This is a genomic window from Serratia sp. NA_13 (genome assembly GCF_052691735.1).
Genome location: NZ_JBQZFV010000003.1, coordinates 178,413 through 198,996, shown reverse-complemented (window position 1 = coordinate 198,996; position 20,584 = coordinate 178,413). Strand labels below are relative to the sequence as shown.

Here is a 20,584-nt window from a genome sequence, read left to right as displayed (position 1 = left end):
TGCTATTACCTGAATTTTTCAACGCAACGTTAATACTACTGTTAACCCTTAATAAAGAGTGAAAATACTATGGCTATTGATATGTTTCTGAAAGTTGAAGGTGCCAGCGGTGAATCTAAAGATTCAAATCACAAAGGCTGGACCGACATTACTTCTTTCTCCTGGGGCGCTTCTCAACCAGGCAACATGAGTGTGGGTGGTGGTGGCGGTGCCGGTAAGGTTTGCTTTAACGATCTGCATGTCAACGCGCTGGTCGACAAATCAACCCCGGCACTGCTGAAACACTGCTCCAGCGGTAAACACCTGACCAAGATTGAACTGTCAGTCTGTAAAGCCGGTGGCAGCCAGGTTGAATACGTCAAAATCACTCTGGACGACGTGCTGGTCACTTCCGTGCAGTATACCGGTGCCGGCGGTGAAGACACCGTGGGCGTAACCTACTCCTTCCAGGCATCAAAAGTGAAACAGCAATACTGGGAGCAGAGCGATAAAGGTGGTAAAGGCGCAGAAAGCAGCGCAGGTTGGAATATCAAGGAAAATCGCGAAGCTTAATCTTTCCATAAAGATGCCCCTTGATTATGGGGCATCTCCTTACATAGGACGTAATGATGAATCACCCCTCTTTCCAACAATTCTGGCAATATTTCAAGCAAACACCGGGGCAAAGATGACAGCTGACTTTTATAACTGACCTCCGTTCTCAATTAACCCTTAAATATTTGCAAAAAACCCAGCATAAACTTGCTTACCAAAATAACCGCCGATTTTGGTAAGCCAGACACCGAAATAATAATTAACTGCAATATATCCTAATCAGCAGGAATGCCTTATGCGATTTTCTATTGTTAAGAATAAAAGTGGCCAGGTTCCGCCACAGAGCAGCTGCGACTTTTTACCGCCCGGCGGCACCATTGGCCGTAGCGTGGACAACAACCTGGTACTGCCGGACGAAGAGCGCGCCATCTCCCGGTTGCAGGCGATCGTACATATTTCTGCTGATGGCGAATGTCGCGTAACCAACCGTGGTAACGTCACCCGCGTGTTGCTGAACGATATCCCGCTGGAGCGTGGCCGTCAGGTGGAGCTGCAGGATGGTGACATTCTCGGCATCGACGATTACCAGATCCAGGTCACCTCCTTACAGCAAGCGGCTGCACCGCAGACTCAGCCGGCAGTGAAAAGCGCCGACACGGTGCCGGCCCCCTCATCACCGGCCGCCAAAGAAAAATCGGCAGCCCCCATCCCGAATGAGATCTGGGACAGCCTGGTAGAAGAGTTCACGCCAACCGCGACGGAGACTTCGCCCCCGGCGCCGGTTATCAATCATGACAGCCATCCGCTGCTGGAAACGGCGGAGCGCGAGATGAACCCGGCCGATCCGCTGGCACAATTGGCGGGTGACGTTGAACTGCGTCAACTACAGTCGCAGCAAACCGATCCGGCAATGTTGTTCAACACCGACATCACCTTCGAACGCGATCCTATTTTGGCCGATACCACCCCGAGTGCGCTGTTGGCCGAACAGCGCCCGACGACCAGTCAAGCTGCGTCGGTCAAACCCGCTGAGCTGGAAAAAAATGAACAGGAACTCGATCCGTTGGCGCTGTTTGGCGGTTCTTCGGCCCCTACATCACCGGACGCGTTGAACAGCAACGATCCTCTCGGGCTGCTGATGGGCAGTGCTGTCCCTCTGGCACAGCCAGAGCCTCCGACTGCGGTGCCACCACCAGCGCCCCCCTTACAGCAACCGGTGATGCCCCCCCCGGTGGAAGCACCACAACCCAAAGTCGCGCCGCAGCCGGTCGCTCAGCCGGAGCCCATGCCGCAACCAGAGCCACAGCTTTCTCCTTCAAACCTGCCGCCCCCAACGCAACCGCGTCCACGCCCGGCCAACCGCTTGGGTATCGATCCGATTGCCTATCAGACAGCGCGAGCCCAAAACGGTAGCGCACCGGCGGGGGAGCGCTTGGAAGGCCCACTGTTGGCCGCATTACTACAGGGGGTGGGTCTGGATGACTTGCAGCCACAGCCGCATTTTGATGAGCAGCAACTCCGTCAGGCCGGTCGACTGCTGAGCCTGTTTTCTCAGGGGACCGTCGCCCTGCTCTCTTCACGCTCAATCCTTAAGCGCGGCGTGAAGGCCGAGATGACCATGATCCTCGACGAGGCCAATAACCCGTTCAAACTGCTGCCCTCGGGAAAAACGGTATTAATGCAGATGTTCGGCAGCAAGATGCCGGGGTTTATGCCGCCGGAACAGGCGGTACGCGACGCACTGATCGACCTGCAGGCGCACCAGTTAGGCATGATCGCCGGTATTCGCGCCATCATCGCCGCCATGTTGCAGTCGTTTAATCCGGATCGTCTTGAAGAAGAGGCGCGCCAGGAAGGCGCTGCACCTCGTTTATCCCTGCCGGCCAGCCGTAAGGCGGCGCTGTGGGATTACTTCGTGAAAAGCTATCAACAGACCTCCGGCGAAATCGAAGACGACTTTCACACCCTGTTCGGCGAAGCCTTCCTTCACGCCTATGACGTTGAAGTGAATCAATATAAAGACTCACAGACCCAACCGGACGCGTAATGAATATCACTATAGCCTCTACCTCCAATCAGGGCGGCCGCGCCTCTAATCAGGATCAGACCGGTGAAGTGGTCGGTAACCGCGCCGCCTGTTTCGTGGTCTGTGACGGCATCGCCGGCTTTCCCGGTGGGGACATTGCCGCCAAACTGGCACACGACACCATCCTGCAAAACTTCGACGGTGAAAAACATCTGAATGCCCAGAGTATTCGCCAACACATTGCCAGTGCCAATGCCGCCATCCACCAGCAGCAGCGGCAGTCGGACGAATACGGCAAGATGGGCACCACGCTGGTCAGTCTGTTTATCGATCGCGATTACCAACTGGCTTACTGGGCGCACGCCGGTGACAGCCGTTTGTACCTGTTCCGGCGCGGCTATCTGCATTCGGTGACCACCGACCACAGCCTGATCCAGCAAATGCAGGACGCCGGCTACCAAACCAGCGGCATCAACAGCAACCTGCTGTATTTCGCCCTGGGTCTGAATGAAGAACGCGACGCCACCTATAGCGACGTGTTGCAACTGGAAGACGGCGACGTTTTCCTGCTGTGTACCGACGGTTTTTGGCACAGCTTTACCCAGTCTGAACTGGAACAATCGCTGCATATGGTCAACTCCCCCAGCGAATGGATTGCCCTGATGGAGCAGGCATGGAAGAAAAATAATAACAGCGATAACTACAGCGCTATCGCCGTCTGGATTGGCTCACCGCAGGAAACCACTCTGCTGCATTCTCTGGCGGATGCGGAGCGGTTTCTGTCCCGCGACTGAGTCAGGTACAAATTCACAGCAAGGTTACCTATGAAATACTGGATGCCCGGATTTATCGCCCTGGTGGCGATACCGGCCGCGCAGGCGGCGAATTATCGCTTGGTCTACTCCCCCAGCCAGAAGCTGGAAGTGTTTATAGACGATGTCAAAAACAGCCAACCGGCAAGCTGGTGCGGCAAAACCATCCCACTGCGCATCGTTTCGGCACAAAGCAAAGATCCCGCAGTCCTGGACGACTTCCTGCCACGCGTTGGCAACCTGTTAGCAAAGCAGTGTGCCAAAGCCAGCCAACTCCCCTGGATCCTGACCGACAAACGCGGTGAAAAACTGGCGTCCGGCGAAGCCAGCAAGGCACGGGGCTGGAAGCCGGTACACAAACAGCAGGCCGTCGAACCGGCTGCCCCCCCAGCACCGGTGATCCCCGCAGCCATGGCAGTCACCTCGCCGCAGGCAGATAGCGCACCGGTACCAAAGTTTGACCTGCCACAGGGCTGCCATTTCCGCACCTACTGGCGCGAAGAAGCCAACGGCAGCGCGCTGTTTATCCCGAGTGGCGACGCCCTGCGTTGTGGTGACGATGGCTGGTTAAACGGCAGCAGCAGCGTAACGCTACAGCAAGATGGCAAAACCGCCTCGCCGGCATTGTCGTTCTATCAAGGCTATCCGCTGGTGAAGATCAACGTTGGCGAGCGCCCCTTGAACGTTGTCAGCGCCAATGTGCAGCGGCTGCTACTCGGTGCCAACCCGCAGGCACCAGGCAGTTTCGCGCTGTTACCTTTTGCCCCGCAGCTTCACGCCTGGTCATTTAACGGTGAAGTGATTGTCGAAATGCCGCGTGAAGAAGCCGCAGACACCGCCAAAGTCAAACATCGTATTGAGCAGGCCCAGCGCGCCTGGCAACCACTGCTTACCAATCCGGCCACACCGCTGAACTTCAAGCTGGTGGAAAAGCTGGCCGACGATCGTCTTGACCCTGCCAGTGGCAGCTACTTGTCGGTAAACAACGCCACTCACTGATTATTAAGGGAAGCTCTGTGAAATCATTAACAAACATGTTGCAAGGCGGCTCGGTCAGCGCCGCTATCGGCGCAGTGGAAAATGAGATCAAAGCGCGACCGGCGGATGCCGATCTGCGTGCCGCGCTGGTGCAATTACTGTGTCTAAGCGGCAACTGGCAGCGCGCCAATGCGCAGTTGAAATCCTGGCAGGCATTGAAGCCCATCGCCCAGCCCACCACGTTGCTGTTAATGCAGTCGGTCAACGCGGAACTGCAGCGTCAGGCGGTGTTCGCCGGTGAGGCAGCCCCCGCATTGCTGCAACAAAACCAGCCCTGGTTGCAACCCATGATCCAGGCGTTGCGTCACGATGCTTTGGGCGAAGCCGAACAGGCACAGGCATTGCGCGACCAGGCTCTGGAAGCGGCACCGGCCAGTGCCGGGCAACTGACCCTGGCTGAACAGCCACAGTCCGTGGCGTTTGATTGGTTGACCGACGGTGATGGTCGTCTCGGCCCGGTTTGTGAACTGGCATTGAACGGCACTTATTACTGGCTGCCGTTCGCCGACATCGCGGAAATTCAGTTCCAGGCCCCGCAAAGTGCCGTTGATCTGGTGTGGAGCCACGCACTGGTGCGACTGAACGACGGTCGCGAGCAGGTCTGCCAACTGCCCGCCCGCTATCCCCTGATCGCAGGCAGTGATGATGCGCTGTTGCTCGGCAAACGTACCGAATGGCAAGCGCTTGGCGAAGGTCCGCACTACACCGGACAGGGCCTGAAAACCTGGCTGAGCGAGAATGATGAGTTCCCGCTACACAGCCTGCGCCACCTGAGTTTTAACGCGAGCGCCTATTGATGAACAGCAAGCGGCCAACCCAACATGATGATGGTGACCTGCGCCGTCAGGGCTATCGCTCCCGTCAGGACAGCGAACGCCTGACGTCACGCGACAAAATGCAGCCGGTGCTGCTCGACATGCTGACCGACGACGAACCGCAGAAAAAAAAGGAAGCTCAGGTACGCAACCTGGTCTCACACAGCGAACTGCGCCGCCGAGTGCTGCGCGACCTGCAGTGGCTGTTTAACTGCGTGAACAGCGAGTCCAGTCTCGATTTGGGCGATTTTCCGCAGGTACGGCGTTCAACCCTCAACTACGGCATCGCCTCGCTGGCCGGCAAACGCATGTCGGACATCGAGTGGCAGGATATTCAGCTGGCGCTGACTGAATCCATCCTCAATTTCGAACCGCGCATCCTGCCCGAAGGGCTGCAGGTGCGCTGCATTTCGGACACCGGCTCGCTGGAGCTGCACAACGTCTTGTCGATCGAAATCAAGGGACGCCTGTGGTGCGTGCCCTATCCGCTGGAGTTTCTGTTCCGTACCGACGTGGACCTGGAGAACGGCCACTTCGATCTGAAAGACATAGGGTAAGCCGATGGACAGTAAACTTTTAGACTATTACAACCGCGAGCTGGCCTATCTGCGTGAGATGGGCGCAGAGTTCGCCGAGCAGTATCCCAAAGTGGCGGGTCGCCTTGGCATGCGCGGTATCGACGTCGCGGATCCTTATATCGAGCGTTTGATGGAAGGCTTCGCCTTTCTCACCTCGCGCGTACAACTGAAGATGGACGCGGAGTTTCCGCGTTTCTCCCAGCGTCTGCTGGAGATTATCTACCCCAACTATCTGTCGCCAACACCATCAATGGCGATTGCCGAGCTGCAACCCGACAGCAACAAGGGCGATATCAGCAACGGCTTTGTGGTGCCACGCGGCACCATGATGGACAGTCAGTCGCTGAAAAAGAGTGGTATCACCTGCAGCTATACCACCGCGCACGACGTCACGCTGCAACCGGTGCGGCTGAAAAGCGTCGAACTGGGCGGCATTCCGGCCGATATTCCGTTGGCCAGCCTGGGGTTGCAACAAAGTGGCTGCGTCAGCGCGCTGCGCATCCGGCTGGAGTGCTATGACAGCGTCACACTCAACAACCTGCAGTTGGACCAGTTGATGTTTTATCTCTCCGGCCCGGACTTGCAGGCACAGCAACTACTGGAACTGCTGATGCAACACAGCGTCGGGCTGATTTGCCAGACGGTGGAAGCACAACCGCAACGGCGGGTACTGGCACTGGACGGCTTGCGGCAGGAAGGCTTTGCCGCCGATCAGGCGCTGCTGCCGAACGAGCTGCGCAATTTTGAAGGCTATCGCCTGCTGCAGGAATATTTTGCCTTCCCCGCACGCTTCCAGTTCTTCAGCGTCAATGGCATACGCCCGCTGTTGCAAAGCGTACGCGAAGGAAAAAAAGCGCTGCGGCAGTTTGAGATCCTGGTGCTGCTTGACCGCCAGGATGCGGCGCTGGAACGGGTAATCGACGTCGCCCATTTGGCGTTGCACTGCACGCCGGTGATCAATCTGTTCCCGAAAGTCGCCGAACGCATCACCGTCAGCGAAAAAAACCATGAATACCATCTGGTGGTCGATAATATTCGTCCACTTGATTATGAAGTGTTCTCTGTTCAGCGGCTCGGCGGCAGCGCCAGCGAAAAACGCTATGAGCAGGAATTCCGGCCGTTTTACAGCACCCTGAGCGCGGATGACGGCAACTACGGCGCCTACTTTTCACTGCGGCGCGAGCAGCGCACGTTGTCCGAACACGCCCGCCGTTACGGCACCCGCACCGGCTATGTCGGCTCGGAGGTATTCGTCTCGCTGGTGGATGAACGGCAGTCGCCCTGGCACAGCGACCTGAAATACCTCACTGCCGACGTACTGTGTACCAGCCGCGATCTGCCATTGATGCTGTTGCAGCAGGATCAGGGCAACTTCGTGATGCCGGACTCGATCCCGATCAAACAGGTGTCGCTGAAAAAAGGCCCGACGCCGCCGCGTCCGGCGCTGGCCGAAGGCATGATCACCTGGCGGCTGATCAGCCAGCTGCAATTGAACTACCTCAGCATGATGGACGGCGACCCGGAACAGGGGGCTGCCAGCCTGCGTCAGTTGCTCGGCCTGTACGGCAACCTGAGCGAGCCGGCGATCACCAAGCAAATCCAGGGCGTACGCCACTGTAACCTGCGCCCGGTATACCGCCGGGTCCCCGAGCCGGGGCCGATCGTGTTTGCCCGCGGTATCGCCATCGAGCTAACCGTCGATGAACAGTCGTTCTCTGGCAGCAGCCCCTACCTGCTGGGGAGCGTACTGGAGCGTTTGTTCTCCCGGCTGGTAGCGATGAACACCTTTACCGAAATGACGCTTTCCAGCCAGCAACGCGGTGAGATCGCTCACTGGCAGGCGCGCATGGGCAAAAGGACGCTGATTTGAACGCCCTCCACACCGAGGCGGAACTGACGGCACCGCCACAGATCAATGCCTTGCACCGCCTGCCGGAGGATTTCTGGCTGCGGCTGGTCAATGCGCCTTACAAGCACGATTTATTTCAGCTGTTGCGCCGCCTGGACGCCCAGGGTGGGCAGGCCTACCTGTTGGGGCGTGCCCCCCTGCCGCGCCATGAAATGCTGCGGCTGGGGCAAGAACCTTCACTGTCGTTCGCCCCGTCGACGCTGGCACAGGTCAGCCCACGGCCGCAAAGCCCGCTACACGACGTTTCGATTTTCAGCTTTGGTCTGTTTGGCCCCAACGGGCCGCTGCCGCTGCACCTGACCGAATATGTGCGTGAACGGGTCTATCACCACCAGGACACCACCCTGCTGGCCTTTGCCAACCTGTTTCACCACCGGCTGACGCTGCTGTTTTACCGTGCCTGGGCAGATGCACAACCCACGGTATCGCTGGATCGTCAGGATAACCGGCGTTTCGACCAATACCTTTCCAGCCTGATTGGCATCGGCCAGCCAGCGCAGCAGCAGCGCGACAGCATCAATGCCCATGCCAAGCATTTTATGGCCGGTCATCTGATTCGTCACAGCCGTGACCCGGAAGGTCTGAGCAAAATCTTGCAGCAGTACTTCAAGGTGCCAGTGCGCATCGTGGAAAACGTCCCACACTGGCTGCGGGTAGAACCACGTGAACAGGCGCGCCTCAAAGCAGGTCGCGGTGCTCCCCGGCTCGGTGAGTCTTCGTTCCTTGGGATTGCAGTGCGCGATATTCAGCACAAATTCCGCATCGAACTGGGGCCAATGTCGCAACAAAACTATGAACGCTTCCTGCCCGGAGCCGAACTGTGCCGGCAGTTGCGCGACTGGGTGCGCCAATATCTGGGCATCGAGTTTGTCTGGGAAGTGCGGCTGATCCTGGCGAAGGATCAGCTCAGCGGCACCCAACTCGGCGGTGCCCAGCGCCTGGGATTAAGCAGTTGGCTGGAAGATGCCCGTCACCAACGCGACCTTGACGATCTGATCTTCAGCCCCGAACCGCTGGAAAACCCGTTCTGACTATTATTTTGGCCGGAGCCACACAGCGCTCCGTCACGACCTGAGGAAAACCATGTCTGAAATCAGCCGCTCGGTATTATTTGGCAAACTCGATAGCCTGTTATTCACCTCTCTGGAAAGTGCGACGGCGTTTTGCAAGCTGCGCGGTAACCCCTACGTTGAGCTGGCGCACTGGCTGCACCAACTGATGCAGGCACCGGAGGCTGACCTGCAACAGGTGATCCGCCACTTTGCACTGGATGAGGGGCAACTGGCCCGCGACATCGTCGAGGCACTCGATCGCCTGCCTCGCGGTGCCAGCGCAATTTCCGATCTGTCCGAACATATCGACAGCGCGGTGGAGCGGGCCTGGGTTTACGGCTCGCTGAAATTCGGTGCTGCGCAGATCCGTGGTGGCCATCTGCTGCTCGGCATCCTGAAAACCTACAGCCTGCGCCACCTGCTGAAAGCCATCTCCCCCCAGTTTGATCGCCTCAACGCCGATCTGCTGATGGAGCAATTTGCCACCATCACCGCCCACTCGGCGGAAAACAGCCTGATGCCGAGCGCCCAGTCAGACACCACGCCGACGCCAGCGCAGACTGGCGGCAGCGTGTTGGCGCAATATGCTCAGGACCTGACGGCCAAGGCGCGCAACGGCGAGATTGACCCGGTGACCGGGCGTGACGAAGAAATCCGCCAAATTGTCGATATTTTAATGCGTCGCCGCCAGAACAACCCACTACTGACCGGGGAGGCCGGGGTCGGCAAAACCGCCGTGGTCGAAGGCCTGGCGCTGCGTATCGTGGCCGGTGACGTGCCGCCACAGCTGCGCGACGTCCAGCTGTATCTGCTGGATATTGGCATGCTGCAGGCCGGGGCCGGGGTGAAGGGCGAGTTCGAAAAGCGCCTGCAGACGGTGATTGACGAAGTTCAATCCAGCCCCACCCCGATCATTTTGTTTATCGATGAAATCCATACGCTGATTGGCGCCGGTGGCGCACAAGGCACCGGTGACGCAGCCAACCTGTTGAAACCGGCGCTGGCACGCGGCCAATTACGCACCGTCGGGGCCACTACCTGGTCGGAATACAAGAAATACATTGAGAAAGATCCGGCGCTGACCCGCCGTTTCCAGGTGGTGCAGGTACATGAACCGAGCGAAGACAAAGCGCTGCTGATGCTGCGCAGCACCGTCAGTCCGCTGGAACAGCACCACCGCGTGCTGCTGCTCGATGAGGCGGTGGACGCCGCCGTGCGCCTGTCGCATCGCTACATCCCGGCACGCCAGTTGCCGGACAAAGCCGTGGCGCTGCTGGACACCGCCTGCGCCCGCGTGGCGGTCAGCCAACATGCCGAGCCGGCCCAGGTGGAAGACTGCCGCCACCGCATTGAAGCACTGCAGATTGAATTGGATATCGCCCGGCGAGAAGCCAAGGTCGGCATCGGTAATCCGCAGCGCCCACAGGATATTGAAGCTCAGTTGACGCTGTTGCAGCAACAACTGGAGCAGCTCACTGCCCGCTGGCAGGATGAGTTGGCGCTGATCCAACAGATTATCGACCTGCGCGGCCGGTTGCATCGGGAAGATATTGAGGCTGAGCCGACTGATGAGTCAACCCAGGAACCACAGCCCGAGCCCTCTGCCGATGAACTGCGCGCGCAATTGGCGCAGTTGCAGCAACAGCTTGGTGACCTGCAGGGCGAGGCCCCGCTGATTTTCGCCGCCGTCGATGCCAACGTGGTGGCCGCTGTGGTGTCCGACTGGACCGGCATCCCGCTGGGTCGCATGGTGAAAAACGAGATCGACGCGGTACTGCAATTGGCGGATACGCTGAACCAACGGGTTATCGGTCAACGGCATGCACTGGATCTGATCGCCCGCCGGGTACGCACCTCCCGCGCACGGCTGGACGATCCAAACAAGCCGGTCGGGGTTTTCCTGTTGGCAGGCCCTTCCGGCGTCGGGAAAACCGAAACCGCGCTGGCGCTGGCGGAAACGCTGTACGGCGGCGAGCAGAACGTGATTACCATCAACATGAGCGAGTTCCAGGAGTCGCATACCGTTTCTACCCTGAAAGGCGCCCCTCCCGGCTATGTGGGTTACGGCGAGGGCGGTGTATTGACCGAAGCGGTGCGCCGTCGCCCTTACAGCGTGGTGCTGCTGGACGAAATAGAAAAAGCCCATCCGGACGTGCATGAGATTTTCTTCCAGGTGTTCGACAAAGGCTGGATGGAAGACGGCGAAGGCCGCCACATCGATTTCCGCAACACCATCATTATTCTGACCTCTAACGTCGGTACCGATTTGATCGCCGGATTGTGCAGCGATGCGGACCTGATGCCGGAGCCGGAGGCACTGAGCGGTGCCCTGCGCGAACCGCTGCTGTCGGTATTCCCGGCGGCGCTGCTCGGCCGCTTGCTGGTCGTGCCTTACTACCCGCTGACCGACGCCACGCTGGGCAATATCGTGCGCCTGCAACTGGGCCGAGTGCAGCGCAGACTGGCGGAGAACCACGATATCGTCTGTACCTTCGACGATGCGGTGATCGAACAAATCGTCAGCCGCTGCACCGAGGTGGAGTCCGGCGGCCGCATGGTCGACGCTATTTTAACCAACACCCTGTTGCCGCAGATCAGCCACACCTTACTGACCGGCGGCGCCAACGATCAGCGCTATCGCCAACTGCATATCGCGCTGCAGCAAAACGAATTTATTTGTCAATTTCAGGCATAACGCCGCGGCCGCCGGTCTGGCGGCGATTGTTCACAGAGAGTCATCATTATGTCGGGAACCGGGGTAAGCAAACCGAATTCAAACAGCCTGCCAAACGGCTATAGATTTAATGAATTCGAGATCAAGGAAGCTATCGGCGAAGGCGGTTTCGGCATCGTCTACCGCGCGTACGATCATCAACTGGAACGCACCATTGCCATCAAAGAGTACATGCCGACCTCGCTGGCCATGCGTAATGACGATCTGAGCGTCGGGCTACGCGGCGAGCGTTTCAGCAAAACCTTCCAGGCCGGGTTAAACAGCTTTATTCAGGAAGCCCGCCTGTTGGCGCGTTTCTCTCACCCAGGGTTGCTGCACGTACTGCGCTTTTGGGAAGAGAACGGTACCGCCTACATGGGCACCCAGTTTTACAGCGGTACCACCCTGAAGAACCTGCAAGCGCAGCAACCGGAGAAAATCGACGAGGCCTGGATCCGCAGACTGTTGCCACCGCTGTTCAGCGCCATCAACACCATCCATCAGGAAGGTTACCTGCACCGCGATATTTCGCTGGATAACATTCAGATCCAGGAAAACCAGCTACCGGTGCTGCTGGACTTCGGCTCAGCGCGCAAAGAGATCGGCAACCTGTCCGACGAAACAGAAATCATGCTCAAACCGGGCTTCGCGCCGATTGAGCAATACACCGAGAACAGCGACGGTGAGCAAGGCCCCTGGACCGACATTTACGCTCTGGGTGCCGTGCTGCATACGCTGATCGTCGGTTCACCGCCGCCGGTCAGCGTGGTGCGCAGCATCGAGGACAGCTACCAACCGCTGACCGAGCGTCGCCCGGCGGGCTATTCACTGGAACTGCTGCGCACTATCGACCATGCGCTGGCGTTGAAACCGGAAGACCGGCCACAAACCATCGACGAAATGGCCGAACTGCTGCATCTGCCGATTGCCGATGAAAACGAAATCATCAGCACCCCAGCCGCCGCACCGGAAAATCTGCTGGTAGCCACCAATCCGGCCGCCGGTGCCGCAGCGGCAGGCACCGTGACCGCGCACGGCATGAAGCTGACACGCCCGATGATGGCAGGTGCAGGCGTGGCGGCTTTGCTGGTGATCGGCGTCATCACCTGGCTAAGCGGGGCCGACAGTACCCCAGCCCCAATAGCGGCCAATACGCCAGAAAGTGCAGCGGTGGATAAACCCGTAACGCAGCCACCAAGCGCACCACAGACGGCGGCCGAACAGCCGCCTGCAGCCCAGACCACTCCGGCACCACCGCCGGTGGCACTGGTGTATTTCAAACTGCAACCCGGTGAGCAGGTCAGCCTGGACGGCAAACCCCAGCAGGTGACCCCAGGCGACAACGGCTTTGCCCGCCTGAATTTGGCACCGGGCAGCTATCAGCTGGAAATCCGCCATAACGATCAATTACGCCGTCAGCAGCTCAGCATCGAGAACGCCGGCACCTGGCTGGTCAACCCGGTTGCAGCAGGCTAAACCCCGCTTATCCGGCCCGTCACCGCGGGCCTTCACCGTATTTTCATGAGATTGACGCATGCGTCATTCACAGAGGACGTTCTCATGTTGGATCGTATTATTGCGCATACGCCACTGGGCCAGGAGTCATTGCTGTTTCGTTCGCTGGAGGGGACTGAAGCCCTTTCCACACCCTTCGATTTCGCCATCGAACTGCTGAGCAAAAACGCCCGCCTCGACCGCAAGGCGCTGTTGGGTCAACCCCTGACGCTGGAGATCCCGACCCAGGGTTTTCTTGGCCCACCCCGCTACCTGAACGGCAAGATCACGTCGATCGCCGTCAGCAGCGAAGAGATCGGCGGTACTCGCTATGCAGTGTATAACCTGCACGTGCAGCCGGATCTGTGGCCGATGACCAAGGACCGTAACTTCCGCATCTTCCAGGAACAGACGGTGCCACAGATCGTCAAAACTCTGCTGACCGAACATAATGTGCAGCTGGAAGACCAGCTCACGGGCGACTACCGTCTGTGGGGCTACTGCGTGCAATACAACGAGAGCAGCTTCAACTTCGTCAGCAGGCTGATGGAACTGGAAGGGATCTATTACTATTTCAAACATGAGATGGGTAAGCACACTCTGGTATTGGGCGATGCGCCCCACCATCATCAGCCCTATCCCGGCTACGAGATGATCCCTTACCATCTGACGCCGTCTGGCGGCAGTACCAGTGAAGAAGGCATCAGCCAGTGGACCCTGTCCGATCACGTCACGCCGGGTATTTACAGCCTCGACGATTACGACTTCCGCAAACCCAATGCCTGGCTGTTCCAGGCCCGTCAGAACCCTGCCTCACCGACACCGGGCCAGATTGACGTTTACGACTGGCCGGGACGCTATACCGAGCATCAGCAGGGGGAATTCTACGCCCGTATCCGTCAGGAAGCCTGGCAGGCCGAGCATCAGCAGATTGAAGGCACCGCGACCGCATTGGGCATTGCCCCCGGCAGCACTTTCACGCTGTATAACGCCCCGCATATCGACGACAACCGGGAATACCTGACGCTGCAGGCTAAATATCAGCTGAGGGAAAACCGCTACGCCAGCGGCGACGATCAGCACAGCGAACACCGTATCGATTTCACCGTGCTGCCGGCGGATATCCCCTGGCACCCGGCGCAACGGGCAAGTTGGCCGAAAACTCACGGTCCGCAGACGGCAAAAGTGGTCGGCCCGGCCGGTGAGTCGATCTGGACCGACAAATACGGCCGCATCAAGGTGAAATTCCACTGGGATCGCTTCGGGCCCAAAGACGACGGCAGCTCCTGCTGGGTGCGCGTGTCCAGCGCCTGGGCCGGCCAGGGTTACGGCGGGGTACAGATCCCGCGCGTCAACGACGAAGTGGTGGTGGACTTTATCAATGGCGATCCGGACCGCCCGATCGTGACCGGCCGCGTGTATAACGACGCCAGCATGCCGCCCTGGGCGCTGCCGGCCGCCGCGACCCAAATGGGCTTTATGAGCCGCACCAAGGATGGCACCGCCGACAACGCCAACGCCCTGCGCTTTGAGGATAAAGCCGGTTCGGAACAGGTGTGGATCCAGGCGGAACGCAACATGGACACCCAGGTAAAGAACGATGAAAGCCATAGCATCGATAAGAACCATACTCATTTCGTTGGTGCTAATGAGGAACAGCGGGTTATCGAAGACCAGACTATTGCAGTTAAAGGCCACTCAACCATGCTGACTGAGCATACGCGTACAGATAATGTTGTCGGCGCATTAGTTATTGGTTCTGGTACATCGATTCGTCTTGAATGTGGCAAAAGTGTGTTGGAACTGACCAAAGATGGCGACATTAATATTACCGGTGTTAATTTTAATATTACCGTTGACCAATCTGGCGAAATTAACACATCCAGCGGTAAGCTAAATCTCAACCCTTCGAGTGGCCAGAAGAAAACCGATGCGCCAGGCGACAAACATCAAAAAACAATACAAAGTCAAATAGACAGTTTTTTCTCGCAGGAAGAAAAGTAATACAGGATATTGAATGAGTCATTATTTAACGCAAGAAGCCAGCTTCGAACTGCCCGACGCATTTAAAGACCGGACAATGAACATTTTCACACTCAGCGAAAACAACGCCAGTGAATTTACCTTTGTTGTTTCACGTGCTAATGCAACCGTAGAGGATACGCTGCAAAAAGTTGCTGCGCGGTTGACTCAGGATCTTCAGACCACTGTTCAAGGGTTCGAGTTGATATCCTCATCTCATGGGGATATAAATCACCAGCCATCCATAGAGCTTTTTTACCGATTCAAGTCTGCAGAAGCACTAATCTGGCAAAAGCAGAATATCGTTCTGCTGAAAGATGAGCTACAAGGCAGAAAAATAGTTTGTTTTATTGGCACCTGTCAAAATAGCTTCAATGATTACTATGACAGACAGTATAAAGGGATTATTGCCAGTATTGTTTTCAATGAAAAAGAGGATGACACTCATGTTCCCGTCATGCTTGCGACCGACTCCATTGGCAATTTTTTTGTATTTGACACCGACAGTAAAGAACTTTCCGTATTCACGGCTATCAGCGAACTTTATCAACATATCGACCTGAAAAGGGCATTAAACGGCAGCTACCTGTTTTACCACTCACTGGGTGAGCCGTTGCATATTGCCCCTGTAGTTACCAACAGTTCCGCTGAGTTTACTCGTTATGCACTGTGGACATCCTCTCTCGAGAGCAACCAGCATCTTTCATCGATACTGTTGCTTTGCCGCTCTGTTAATGGGCCACAAGAACTAAACAATCCCGGGCAAATTGCGGAGTATCTTCGGACCGCCAGGGAGTCCTAGCCCATGAGTGAACTTGGTGCAGCACGAGAGCTGGATGAAATAGCCCATACGGCCTCCCAGGGCTGGATGATCGCCGGGTTGATTGGTGGCGCGATTGTCGGTGCCGCACTCATCGCCGTTACTGGTGGCACGGCTGCGGTCGCTGTCGCCGCCGTAGTGGCAGGCGCTTCTGCCGGAGGCGGGCTTGGTGAAGTGCTGGGCAGCATGTCCTGGGCACCTCGGCATGTCACCGGGGTACTTGCCGATGGCTCGCCGAATGTCTACATCAATGGTAGACCTGCCATACGCGCGCATATCTCAACAGGAGAATGCAGTGAAGATGGCCCGGCCAAAAAGGTCGTTGCCCAAGGCTCAGCCAAAGTCTATATCAATGATTTCCCTGCGGCCCGTATCAATGATTTGCTGGCATGTAGCGCCGAAATTCACACGGGTTCACCTAACGTCATTATTGGCGGAGAAAAAGAGCAAACGGATGATATTGAACCAGAGATCCCCGACTGGGTGAACTGGACGCTGCTTGCGGCGGGAGCCGCTGCCGCTGCCGTACTCGCCACCCCTGCCATAGCCATACTGGGTACGCTGGGCGGATTGGGGGGCGGTTTCGCAGGCAGTTTAATTGGCGGTGTTTTCTTCGGTGAAGGCAGCGATGGTCAGAAATGGTCAATGCTGGCGGGAGGATTCGTCGGCGGATTTGCCGGCGGGAAAGGCGGTGCTAAGTTTGATGCATTCAGGCAAACAAAAGCAGTTAGTGCTCGTCGTGCTTACTTAAATGAAAAGTTTGAAAGAACCGGAGATATTAATAAAGACATTAACATCCGTGAAAATAGAGAGATCGCGACTAATTTCATGAGAAAAGATGGAGTTCGTGAAAGCTCTATTGACGATTATTTAATGGGGATAAACCTTGAGAACAGAGTTTCTGTTGAAGCTATCAGCCCAGGGAAGATCGCCTATCAAAATCAATCACCCGGTAACTGGCAAGGAAATTGGTATTCAATGGATGCAAACACACCGCCAACAAAACTAGGAATTAATCCTGAAGGACAAATTCGTGGTACCGATCTTATCGTACCAAAAGAGGTGAAAGCCTACCAATCACAAAATAAAGTTGAAATGTTAAGAAGTACTGCAACACCAGCTCTCGACAACTGGTCTGTGCCAGCCAAACCTTTTCAGACGGAGGGCGGTGGTATACAATGGTTTTCAACAAATAAAGATACGTGGGTTCTAAAAAATGATTAATGACACGGCTATTGATTACATAAATAGAGCATTGGCTTTAGCGAGGGTTCGTCATGCTGAAATTTTAGCTGCCAAAAACAATGGCGGTTTAGAACCTATGTATAACTCTATAGTTCAACAGCTAATTTACTTGAAAAACGTTGTAACGGGACAAGAAAAGGACAAAAGTAAACTTAAAGAATTCACAATGGGTTTATATGCGGCAAAAGAATTTGAAGCATCCGATCCTGTGTTTGCCGATCGAATTTTTAGCGCATCTTTCATAGCGCACCAAATAAGAAAGGGATTGAAAATAAAACTACCACATGAAGTGGAATCTGATTACTACGAAAGGCAGAAAAAACTAAGGAATGAACACCCTAATGATTTTTAGGGTTAATATTAGCCAGTAACTGATAACACAAATAATGCATAAAGCAACCATTAACTATTTAAACGAGGCTTTGTTGATTCTCAAGTAAAGACAGACCAAAATTGAGAATGGAATATGCCCCTTTAAAGCCCAATTTGCCTACATCTGGAGAAGAGCAGAATAGCAAACCAGAATGGCTCAATACACCTCCCTGATTAATTCCAGATTTAGGTAGGTTGGTTATTTAGAAAAGCAAGATCATATAAATACATAATTAATATAACCAAGTGAACACTCCATCCTTTTCTTAATATCCAAACACATTATAAAAATAGATAACCACCCTATCTCATCAATAACTGTTTGATAAAAATCGCTCATTAATTTATTCATAAATTTAAAAACCTGTGATAGTGCGACTTCTCTGCGCTGCACAACCAAGCTCACCCTAAAAACCAAAGGAGAGATACCCACCTATAGCCGTTGCAATCACCATTAATATTTAGTTCAAACTTAATTCCGGGTATGTTGGCAATATGCTGCCAACTGCCCAGAAGCACCACCTCACTTATTGGCCTTGATGGATATAAATCCGCTTCGCCAATGCAAATTAATCAATTTCATATAGGTATCAAAATGGCAATTGACTCATTTCTGAAGGTTGACGGGGTTACTGGTGAATCTAATGATTCTAATCACAAAAATTGGACTGATATTCTGTCATTCAACTGGGGGGCGACCCAGTCAGGCAATATGGCCGTAGGCGGTGGCGGCGGGACAGGGAAAGTAAATTTCAAGGATTTGGAGGTGCAGGCACTTATCGATAAATCTACACCGGCCATTCTGAAGTTTTGCTCCAGCGGTAAACATGTAACCAAAGTTGAACTTTCTATCTGCAAGGCCGGGGGGACCCAGGTCGAATATACCAGGATCGTGCTGGAAGATGTCCTGGTCAGTATGGCGGACTTTACCGGTGTTGGGCACACCGACAATATCCTGGTTAAATATCGCTTCCAGGCTTCCAAGGTCAACCTGCATTACTGGGAGCAAAGCGCCAGCGGAACCAAAGGTGCAGAAACCAAAGCCGGTTGGGATATTAAACAGAATAAAGAGATTTAAACGAGGGCAGCACTATGGCAGACCCAACGCTGGCGATAGACAATCTGCTCAACGACCTCTCGGTATACAATGCTGACGAGCTGCGGATAATTATCGCCTTTGTTAATGAGCTGGATAATACAGCGCTCAACCAGTATGAGAATGACTCCGAACGGGCAATCATGTCCAGTTTCGAACGATTGCGCCAGAGCAGTGATGCTCAGCGCAATGGTGGAGAAGATAACACCAACGAGATGGAAATGGGGCTATTAAATCATGGCAACAATACCACTCTGCAAGAAAACTCTGGTTTCTTCCAAAAATATAAAACCTCGTTGCGGGGTTATGGAGGCAACGTCTATAACGACAGGCAAAAGAGTAACTATGATTATGCCGCCAAGGCAATAGGTGCCGTCGGTGCATTATCGGGCGCGGGGGCTACCTATGCAGCGATCGCCGCCGCTCAGGCAGCAGACACGCTGATGACCAATATCTATATCCGGTATGCCATGACGACGATCGGCGCGACCGGCATCGTCAGTGCCGGCCTGTTAATGCTCAGAAACACCTTGTCCGAGCGTCAGCAGACGGATAATAAAGACTTGCTGGAAGCCACCAAAAGAACGGCCAAGGCGAGGATCAAGCTGATTGAGTTCGTTAACGAAACGCGGATAAAAATCATCAAGGATGAAGAAAAATGCCGCAGTAATGCCGAGCTCTATATGGGCCGGCGTTATACGGACCAGGCCAGGGGCAGAGCGGATCCGAATCTGGATCGCATCGAAACTCTGTTATTTACCACCCTGAACGAACGATCCGCGCCGTTACAAGCCAAAATCCTGTTAACCAGCGAGCAGCAGTATGTCTCGGTAATCAGCGATAGCGGCACGACGGATATTTCAAAGGCGCATATGAAGTTAATGTATGAAATCGCCAGTACCTTCTAGCAGATAATATAGGGAACTGAACCCGGTATTCGCCGGGTTCAGCCCCTTTTCTCTCCCTGACGCCTCAGCATTTCCCTTCCCTGCACCGCAAACTCAGCCTTTTTTCACCGTTTGGTAAATATCCAGGTCAAAGATACCGTTCAGGCACCGATCTCGGTTCGCACATCCAGCAGTTCCGGGAAAAAGGTCAATTCCAGCGCCTTTTTCAGGAAGTTGACGCCGCTGGAACCGCCGGTGCCAGTTTTAAAGCCTATAATCCGCTCCACCGTTTTCATATGGCGGAAACGCCACAGGTGGAAGTTCTCCTCGATATCCACCAGCTTCTCGGCCATTTCATAGGCTTCCCAATACTTTTGCGGGTGGTCGTAGATCTCTTTAAACGCCGGTAGCAGGTTCGGGTTACGCTGGTAAGGCTGGGTCCAGTCACGTTCAATGCACTCCTGCGGAATGGGCAGGCCATAGCGTGACAGATAGAGCAGGTATTCATCGTACAAACTCGGTGCCTCGAGGATCGCCTTCAGCGCGGCGTGTTTATCTGCATCGTTGCTGAACACTGCCAGCATGGCGGCATTCTTGTTGCCCAGCAAAAACTCAATCGAGCGATACTGATGGGATTGGAAGCCCGATGAGTTGCCCAGCACGTCACGGAACTCAACGTATTCCGACGGTGTCAGGGTTTCCAGCACCGCCCATTGCTCAAACAGTATACGTTGGATCTGCTTGACCCGGGCCAGGATTTTGAAGCAGTGGCTGAGTTTGTCCTGCTGTACCAGCATCCGCGCCGCCTGCAGCTCATGTAGCATTAACTTCATCCACAGTTCAGAGGTCTGGTGCTGCACCACAAACAGCATCTCATCATGATGCTGCGGGTTGGACAACGGATGTTGGCAGTCCAGCAGTTGGTCCAGGCACAGATAGTCACCGTAGCTCATGCGTTTGGAAAAGTCGGTGACAATCGCGCTTTCTAATTCCCGTTTGTTCATCTGTTCTCTCCGCTGCGCTCACGACCGGAAGCGGTGTGTAGCGTGCTGCAAACAGAAAACATAGTACAGAACCCCCAGCCCTGAAGGACTATCAAGCAGAGTTGCCACGCAGATCTCAGGCTGGGTAACAACGCTTTCATTCAATGGTTTTTTCTGCTCATCCCCGC

Annotated in this window: 17 protein-coding genes; 16 read left to right on the top strand and 1 reads right to left on the bottom strand. The window is 55.3% G+C overall.

All coding sequences use genetic code 11. The features are described 5' to 3' along the window. The first annotated feature begins 69 nt into the window (after positions 1-69). The 16 genes from ACUTSU_RS07615 (at position 70) to ACUTSU_RS07540 (ending at position 19,434) form a co-directional block, all read left to right on the top strand. Entirely contained in the window at positions 70-552 is a 483-nt protein-coding gene (locus ACUTSU_RS07615) for an Hcp family type VI secretion system effector (protein ID WP_445650486.1), read from the top strand. Between the two features lie 277 nt (positions 553-829). Next, positions 830-2,581 carry a type VI secretion system-associated FHA domain protein TagH gene (gene tagH, locus ACUTSU_RS07610; protein ID WP_445650485.1) on the top strand — a complete coding sequence of 584 codons (1,752 nt, stop codon included), beginning with the start codon at positions 830-832 and terminating at the stop codon, positions 2,579-2,581. Beyond that, positions 2,581-3,354, top strand: a complete 774-nt coding sequence (locus ACUTSU_RS07605; protein WP_445650484.1) for a PP2C family protein-serine/threonine phosphatase — start codon at positions 2,581-2,583, stop codon at positions 3,352-3,354. The genes tagH and ACUTSU_RS07605 overlap by 1 nt, the downstream gene beginning before the upstream one ends. 30 nt (positions 3,355-3,384) lie before the next feature. After that, positions 3,385-4,371: a type VI secretion system-associated protein gene (locus ACUTSU_RS07600; protein WP_445653980.1), complete on the top strand. Its 987-nt coding sequence runs from the start codon at positions 3,385-3,387 to the stop codon at positions 4,369-4,371. Between the two features lie 17 nt (positions 4,372-4,388). Beyond that, on the top strand, positions 4,389-5,207 hold the full coding sequence (locus ACUTSU_RS07595) for a type VI secretion system accessory protein TagJ (protein ID WP_445650482.1): 819 nt from the start codon (positions 4,389-4,391) through the stop codon (positions 5,205-5,207). After that, complete coding sequence (locus ACUTSU_RS07590; protein WP_017893256.1) at positions 5,207-5,782, top strand: type VI secretion system baseplate subunit TssE; 576 nt, start codon at positions 5,207-5,209, stop codon at positions 5,780-5,782. Before ACUTSU_RS07595 ends, ACUTSU_RS07590 begins: the two co-directional genes overlap by 1 nt. A gap of 4 nt (positions 5,783-5,786) precedes the next feature. Beyond that, positions 5,787-7,673: a type VI secretion system baseplate subunit TssF gene (tssF, locus tag ACUTSU_RS07585; protein ID WP_445653979.1), complete on the top strand. Its 1,887-nt coding sequence runs from the start codon at positions 5,787-5,789 to the stop codon at positions 7,671-7,673. Then, complete coding sequence (tssG, locus tag ACUTSU_RS07580; protein ID WP_445650479.1) at positions 7,670-8,743, top strand: type VI secretion system baseplate subunit TssG; 1,074 nt, start codon at positions 7,670-7,672, stop codon at positions 8,741-8,743. The genes tssF and tssG overlap by 4 nt, the downstream gene beginning before the upstream one ends. 52 nt (positions 8,744-8,795) lie before the next feature. Further along, positions 8,796-11,459 (top strand): type VI secretion system ATPase TssH, encoded by a 2,664-nt coding sequence (gene tssH, locus ACUTSU_RS07575; protein WP_445653978.1) that lies wholly within the window; start codon positions 8,796-8,798, stop codon positions 11,457-11,459. Positions 11,460-11,507: 48 nt separating this feature from the next. Beyond that, entirely contained in the window at positions 11,508-12,953 is a 1,446-nt protein-coding gene (locus ACUTSU_RS07570; RefSeq protein ID WP_445653977.1) for a serine/threonine protein kinase, read from the top strand. Positions 12,954-13,037: 84 nt separating this feature from the next. Beyond that, complete coding sequence (locus ACUTSU_RS07565) at positions 13,038-14,975, top strand: type VI secretion system Vgr family protein (RefSeq protein ID WP_445650476.1); 1,938 nt, start codon at positions 13,038-13,040, stop codon at positions 14,973-14,975. Between the two features lie 13 nt (positions 14,976-14,988). After that, positions 14,989-15,795, top strand: a complete 807-nt coding sequence (locus ACUTSU_RS07560; RefSeq protein ID WP_445653976.1) for a DcrB-related protein — start codon at positions 14,989-14,991, stop codon at positions 15,793-15,795. A gap of 3 nt (positions 15,796-15,798) precedes the next feature. Then, entirely contained in the window at positions 15,799-17,037 is a 1,239-nt protein-coding gene (locus ACUTSU_RS07555) for a polymorphic toxin type 46 domain-containing protein (protein ID WP_445653975.1), read from the top strand. Further along, a complete protein-coding gene (locus ACUTSU_RS07550; protein WP_445650474.1) occupies positions 17,030-17,410 on the top strand; it encodes an immunity protein Tsi6 family protein in 381 nt (126 codons plus the stop codon). Before ACUTSU_RS07555 ends, ACUTSU_RS07550 begins: the two co-directional genes overlap by 8 nt. Positions 17,411-18,025: 615 nt before the next feature. Beyond that, the gene (locus tag ACUTSU_RS07545) at positions 18,026-18,508 is read left to right on the top strand and encodes an Hcp family type VI secretion system effector (RefSeq protein ID WP_012145741.1); all 483 of its coding nucleotides are present in this window, start codon (positions 18,026-18,028) and stop codon (positions 18,506-18,508) included. A gap of 14 nt (positions 18,509-18,522) precedes the next feature. Continuing rightward, entirely contained in the window at positions 18,523-19,434 is a 912-nt protein-coding gene (locus tag ACUTSU_RS07540; protein ID WP_445650473.1) for a hypothetical protein, read from the top strand. Positions 19,435-19,574: 140 nt separating this feature from the next. On the opposite strand, the gene kynA is transcribed toward ACUTSU_RS07540, so the two are convergent. Beyond that, positions 19,575-20,417, bottom strand: a complete 843-nt coding sequence (gene kynA, locus ACUTSU_RS07535) for a tryptophan 2,3-dioxygenase (protein ID WP_445650472.1) — start codon at positions 20,415-20,417, stop codon at positions 19,575-19,577. Positions 20,418-20,584: the final 167 nt, after the last annotated feature.

Coding starts and splice junctions, on each gene's coding strand:
- ACUTSU_RS07605 (WP_445650484.1), top strand. CDS start 2,581: ATGAATATCACTATAGCCTCTACCTCCAATCAGGGCGGCCGCGCCTCT.
- ACUTSU_RS07590 (WP_017893256.1), top strand. CDS start 5,207: ATGAACAGCAAGCGGCCAACCCAACATGATGATGGTGACCTGCGCCGT.
- ACUTSU_RS07615 (WP_445650486.1), top strand. CDS start 70: ATGGCTATTGATATGTTTCTGAAAGTTGAAGGTGCCAGCGGTGAATCT.
- ACUTSU_RS07550 (WP_445650474.1), top strand. CDS start 17,030: ATGATTAATGACACGGCTATTGATTACATAAATAGAGCATTGGCTTTA.
- ACUTSU_RS07545 (WP_012145741.1), top strand. CDS start 18,026: ATGGCAATTGACTCATTTCTGAAGGTTGACGGGGTTACTGGTGAATCT.
- ACUTSU_RS07560 (WP_445653976.1), top strand. CDS start 14,989: ATGAGTCATTATTTAACGCAAGAAGCCAGCTTCGAACTGCCCGACGCA.
- ACUTSU_RS07555 (WP_445653975.1), top strand. CDS start 15,799: ATGAGTGAACTTGGTGCAGCACGAGAGCTGGATGAAATAGCCCATACG.
- tagH (WP_445650485.1), top strand. CDS start 830: ATGCGATTTTCTATTGTTAAGAATAAAAGTGGCCAGGTTCCGCCACAG.
- ACUTSU_RS07570 (WP_445653977.1), top strand. CDS start 11,508: ATGTCGGGAACCGGGGTAAGCAAACCGAATTCAAACAGCCTGCCAAAC.
- tssF (WP_445653979.1), top strand. CDS start 5,787: ATGGACAGTAAACTTTTAGACTATTACAACCGCGAGCTGGCCTATCTG.
- tssH (WP_445653978.1), top strand. CDS start 8,796: ATGTCTGAAATCAGCCGCTCGGTATTATTTGGCAAACTCGATAGCCTG.
- ACUTSU_RS07540 (WP_445650473.1), top strand. CDS start 18,523: ATGGCAGACCCAACGCTGGCGATAGACAATCTGCTCAACGACCTCTCG.
- kynA (WP_445650472.1), bottom strand. CDS start 20,417: ATGAACAAACGGGAATTAGAAAGCGCGATTGTCACCGACTTTTCCAAA.
- ACUTSU_RS07600 (WP_445653980.1), top strand. CDS start 3,385: ATGAAATACTGGATGCCCGGATTTATCGCCCTGGTGGCGATACCGGCC.
- ACUTSU_RS07565 (WP_445650476.1), top strand. CDS start 13,038: ATGTTGGATCGTATTATTGCGCATACGCCACTGGGCCAGGAGTCATTG.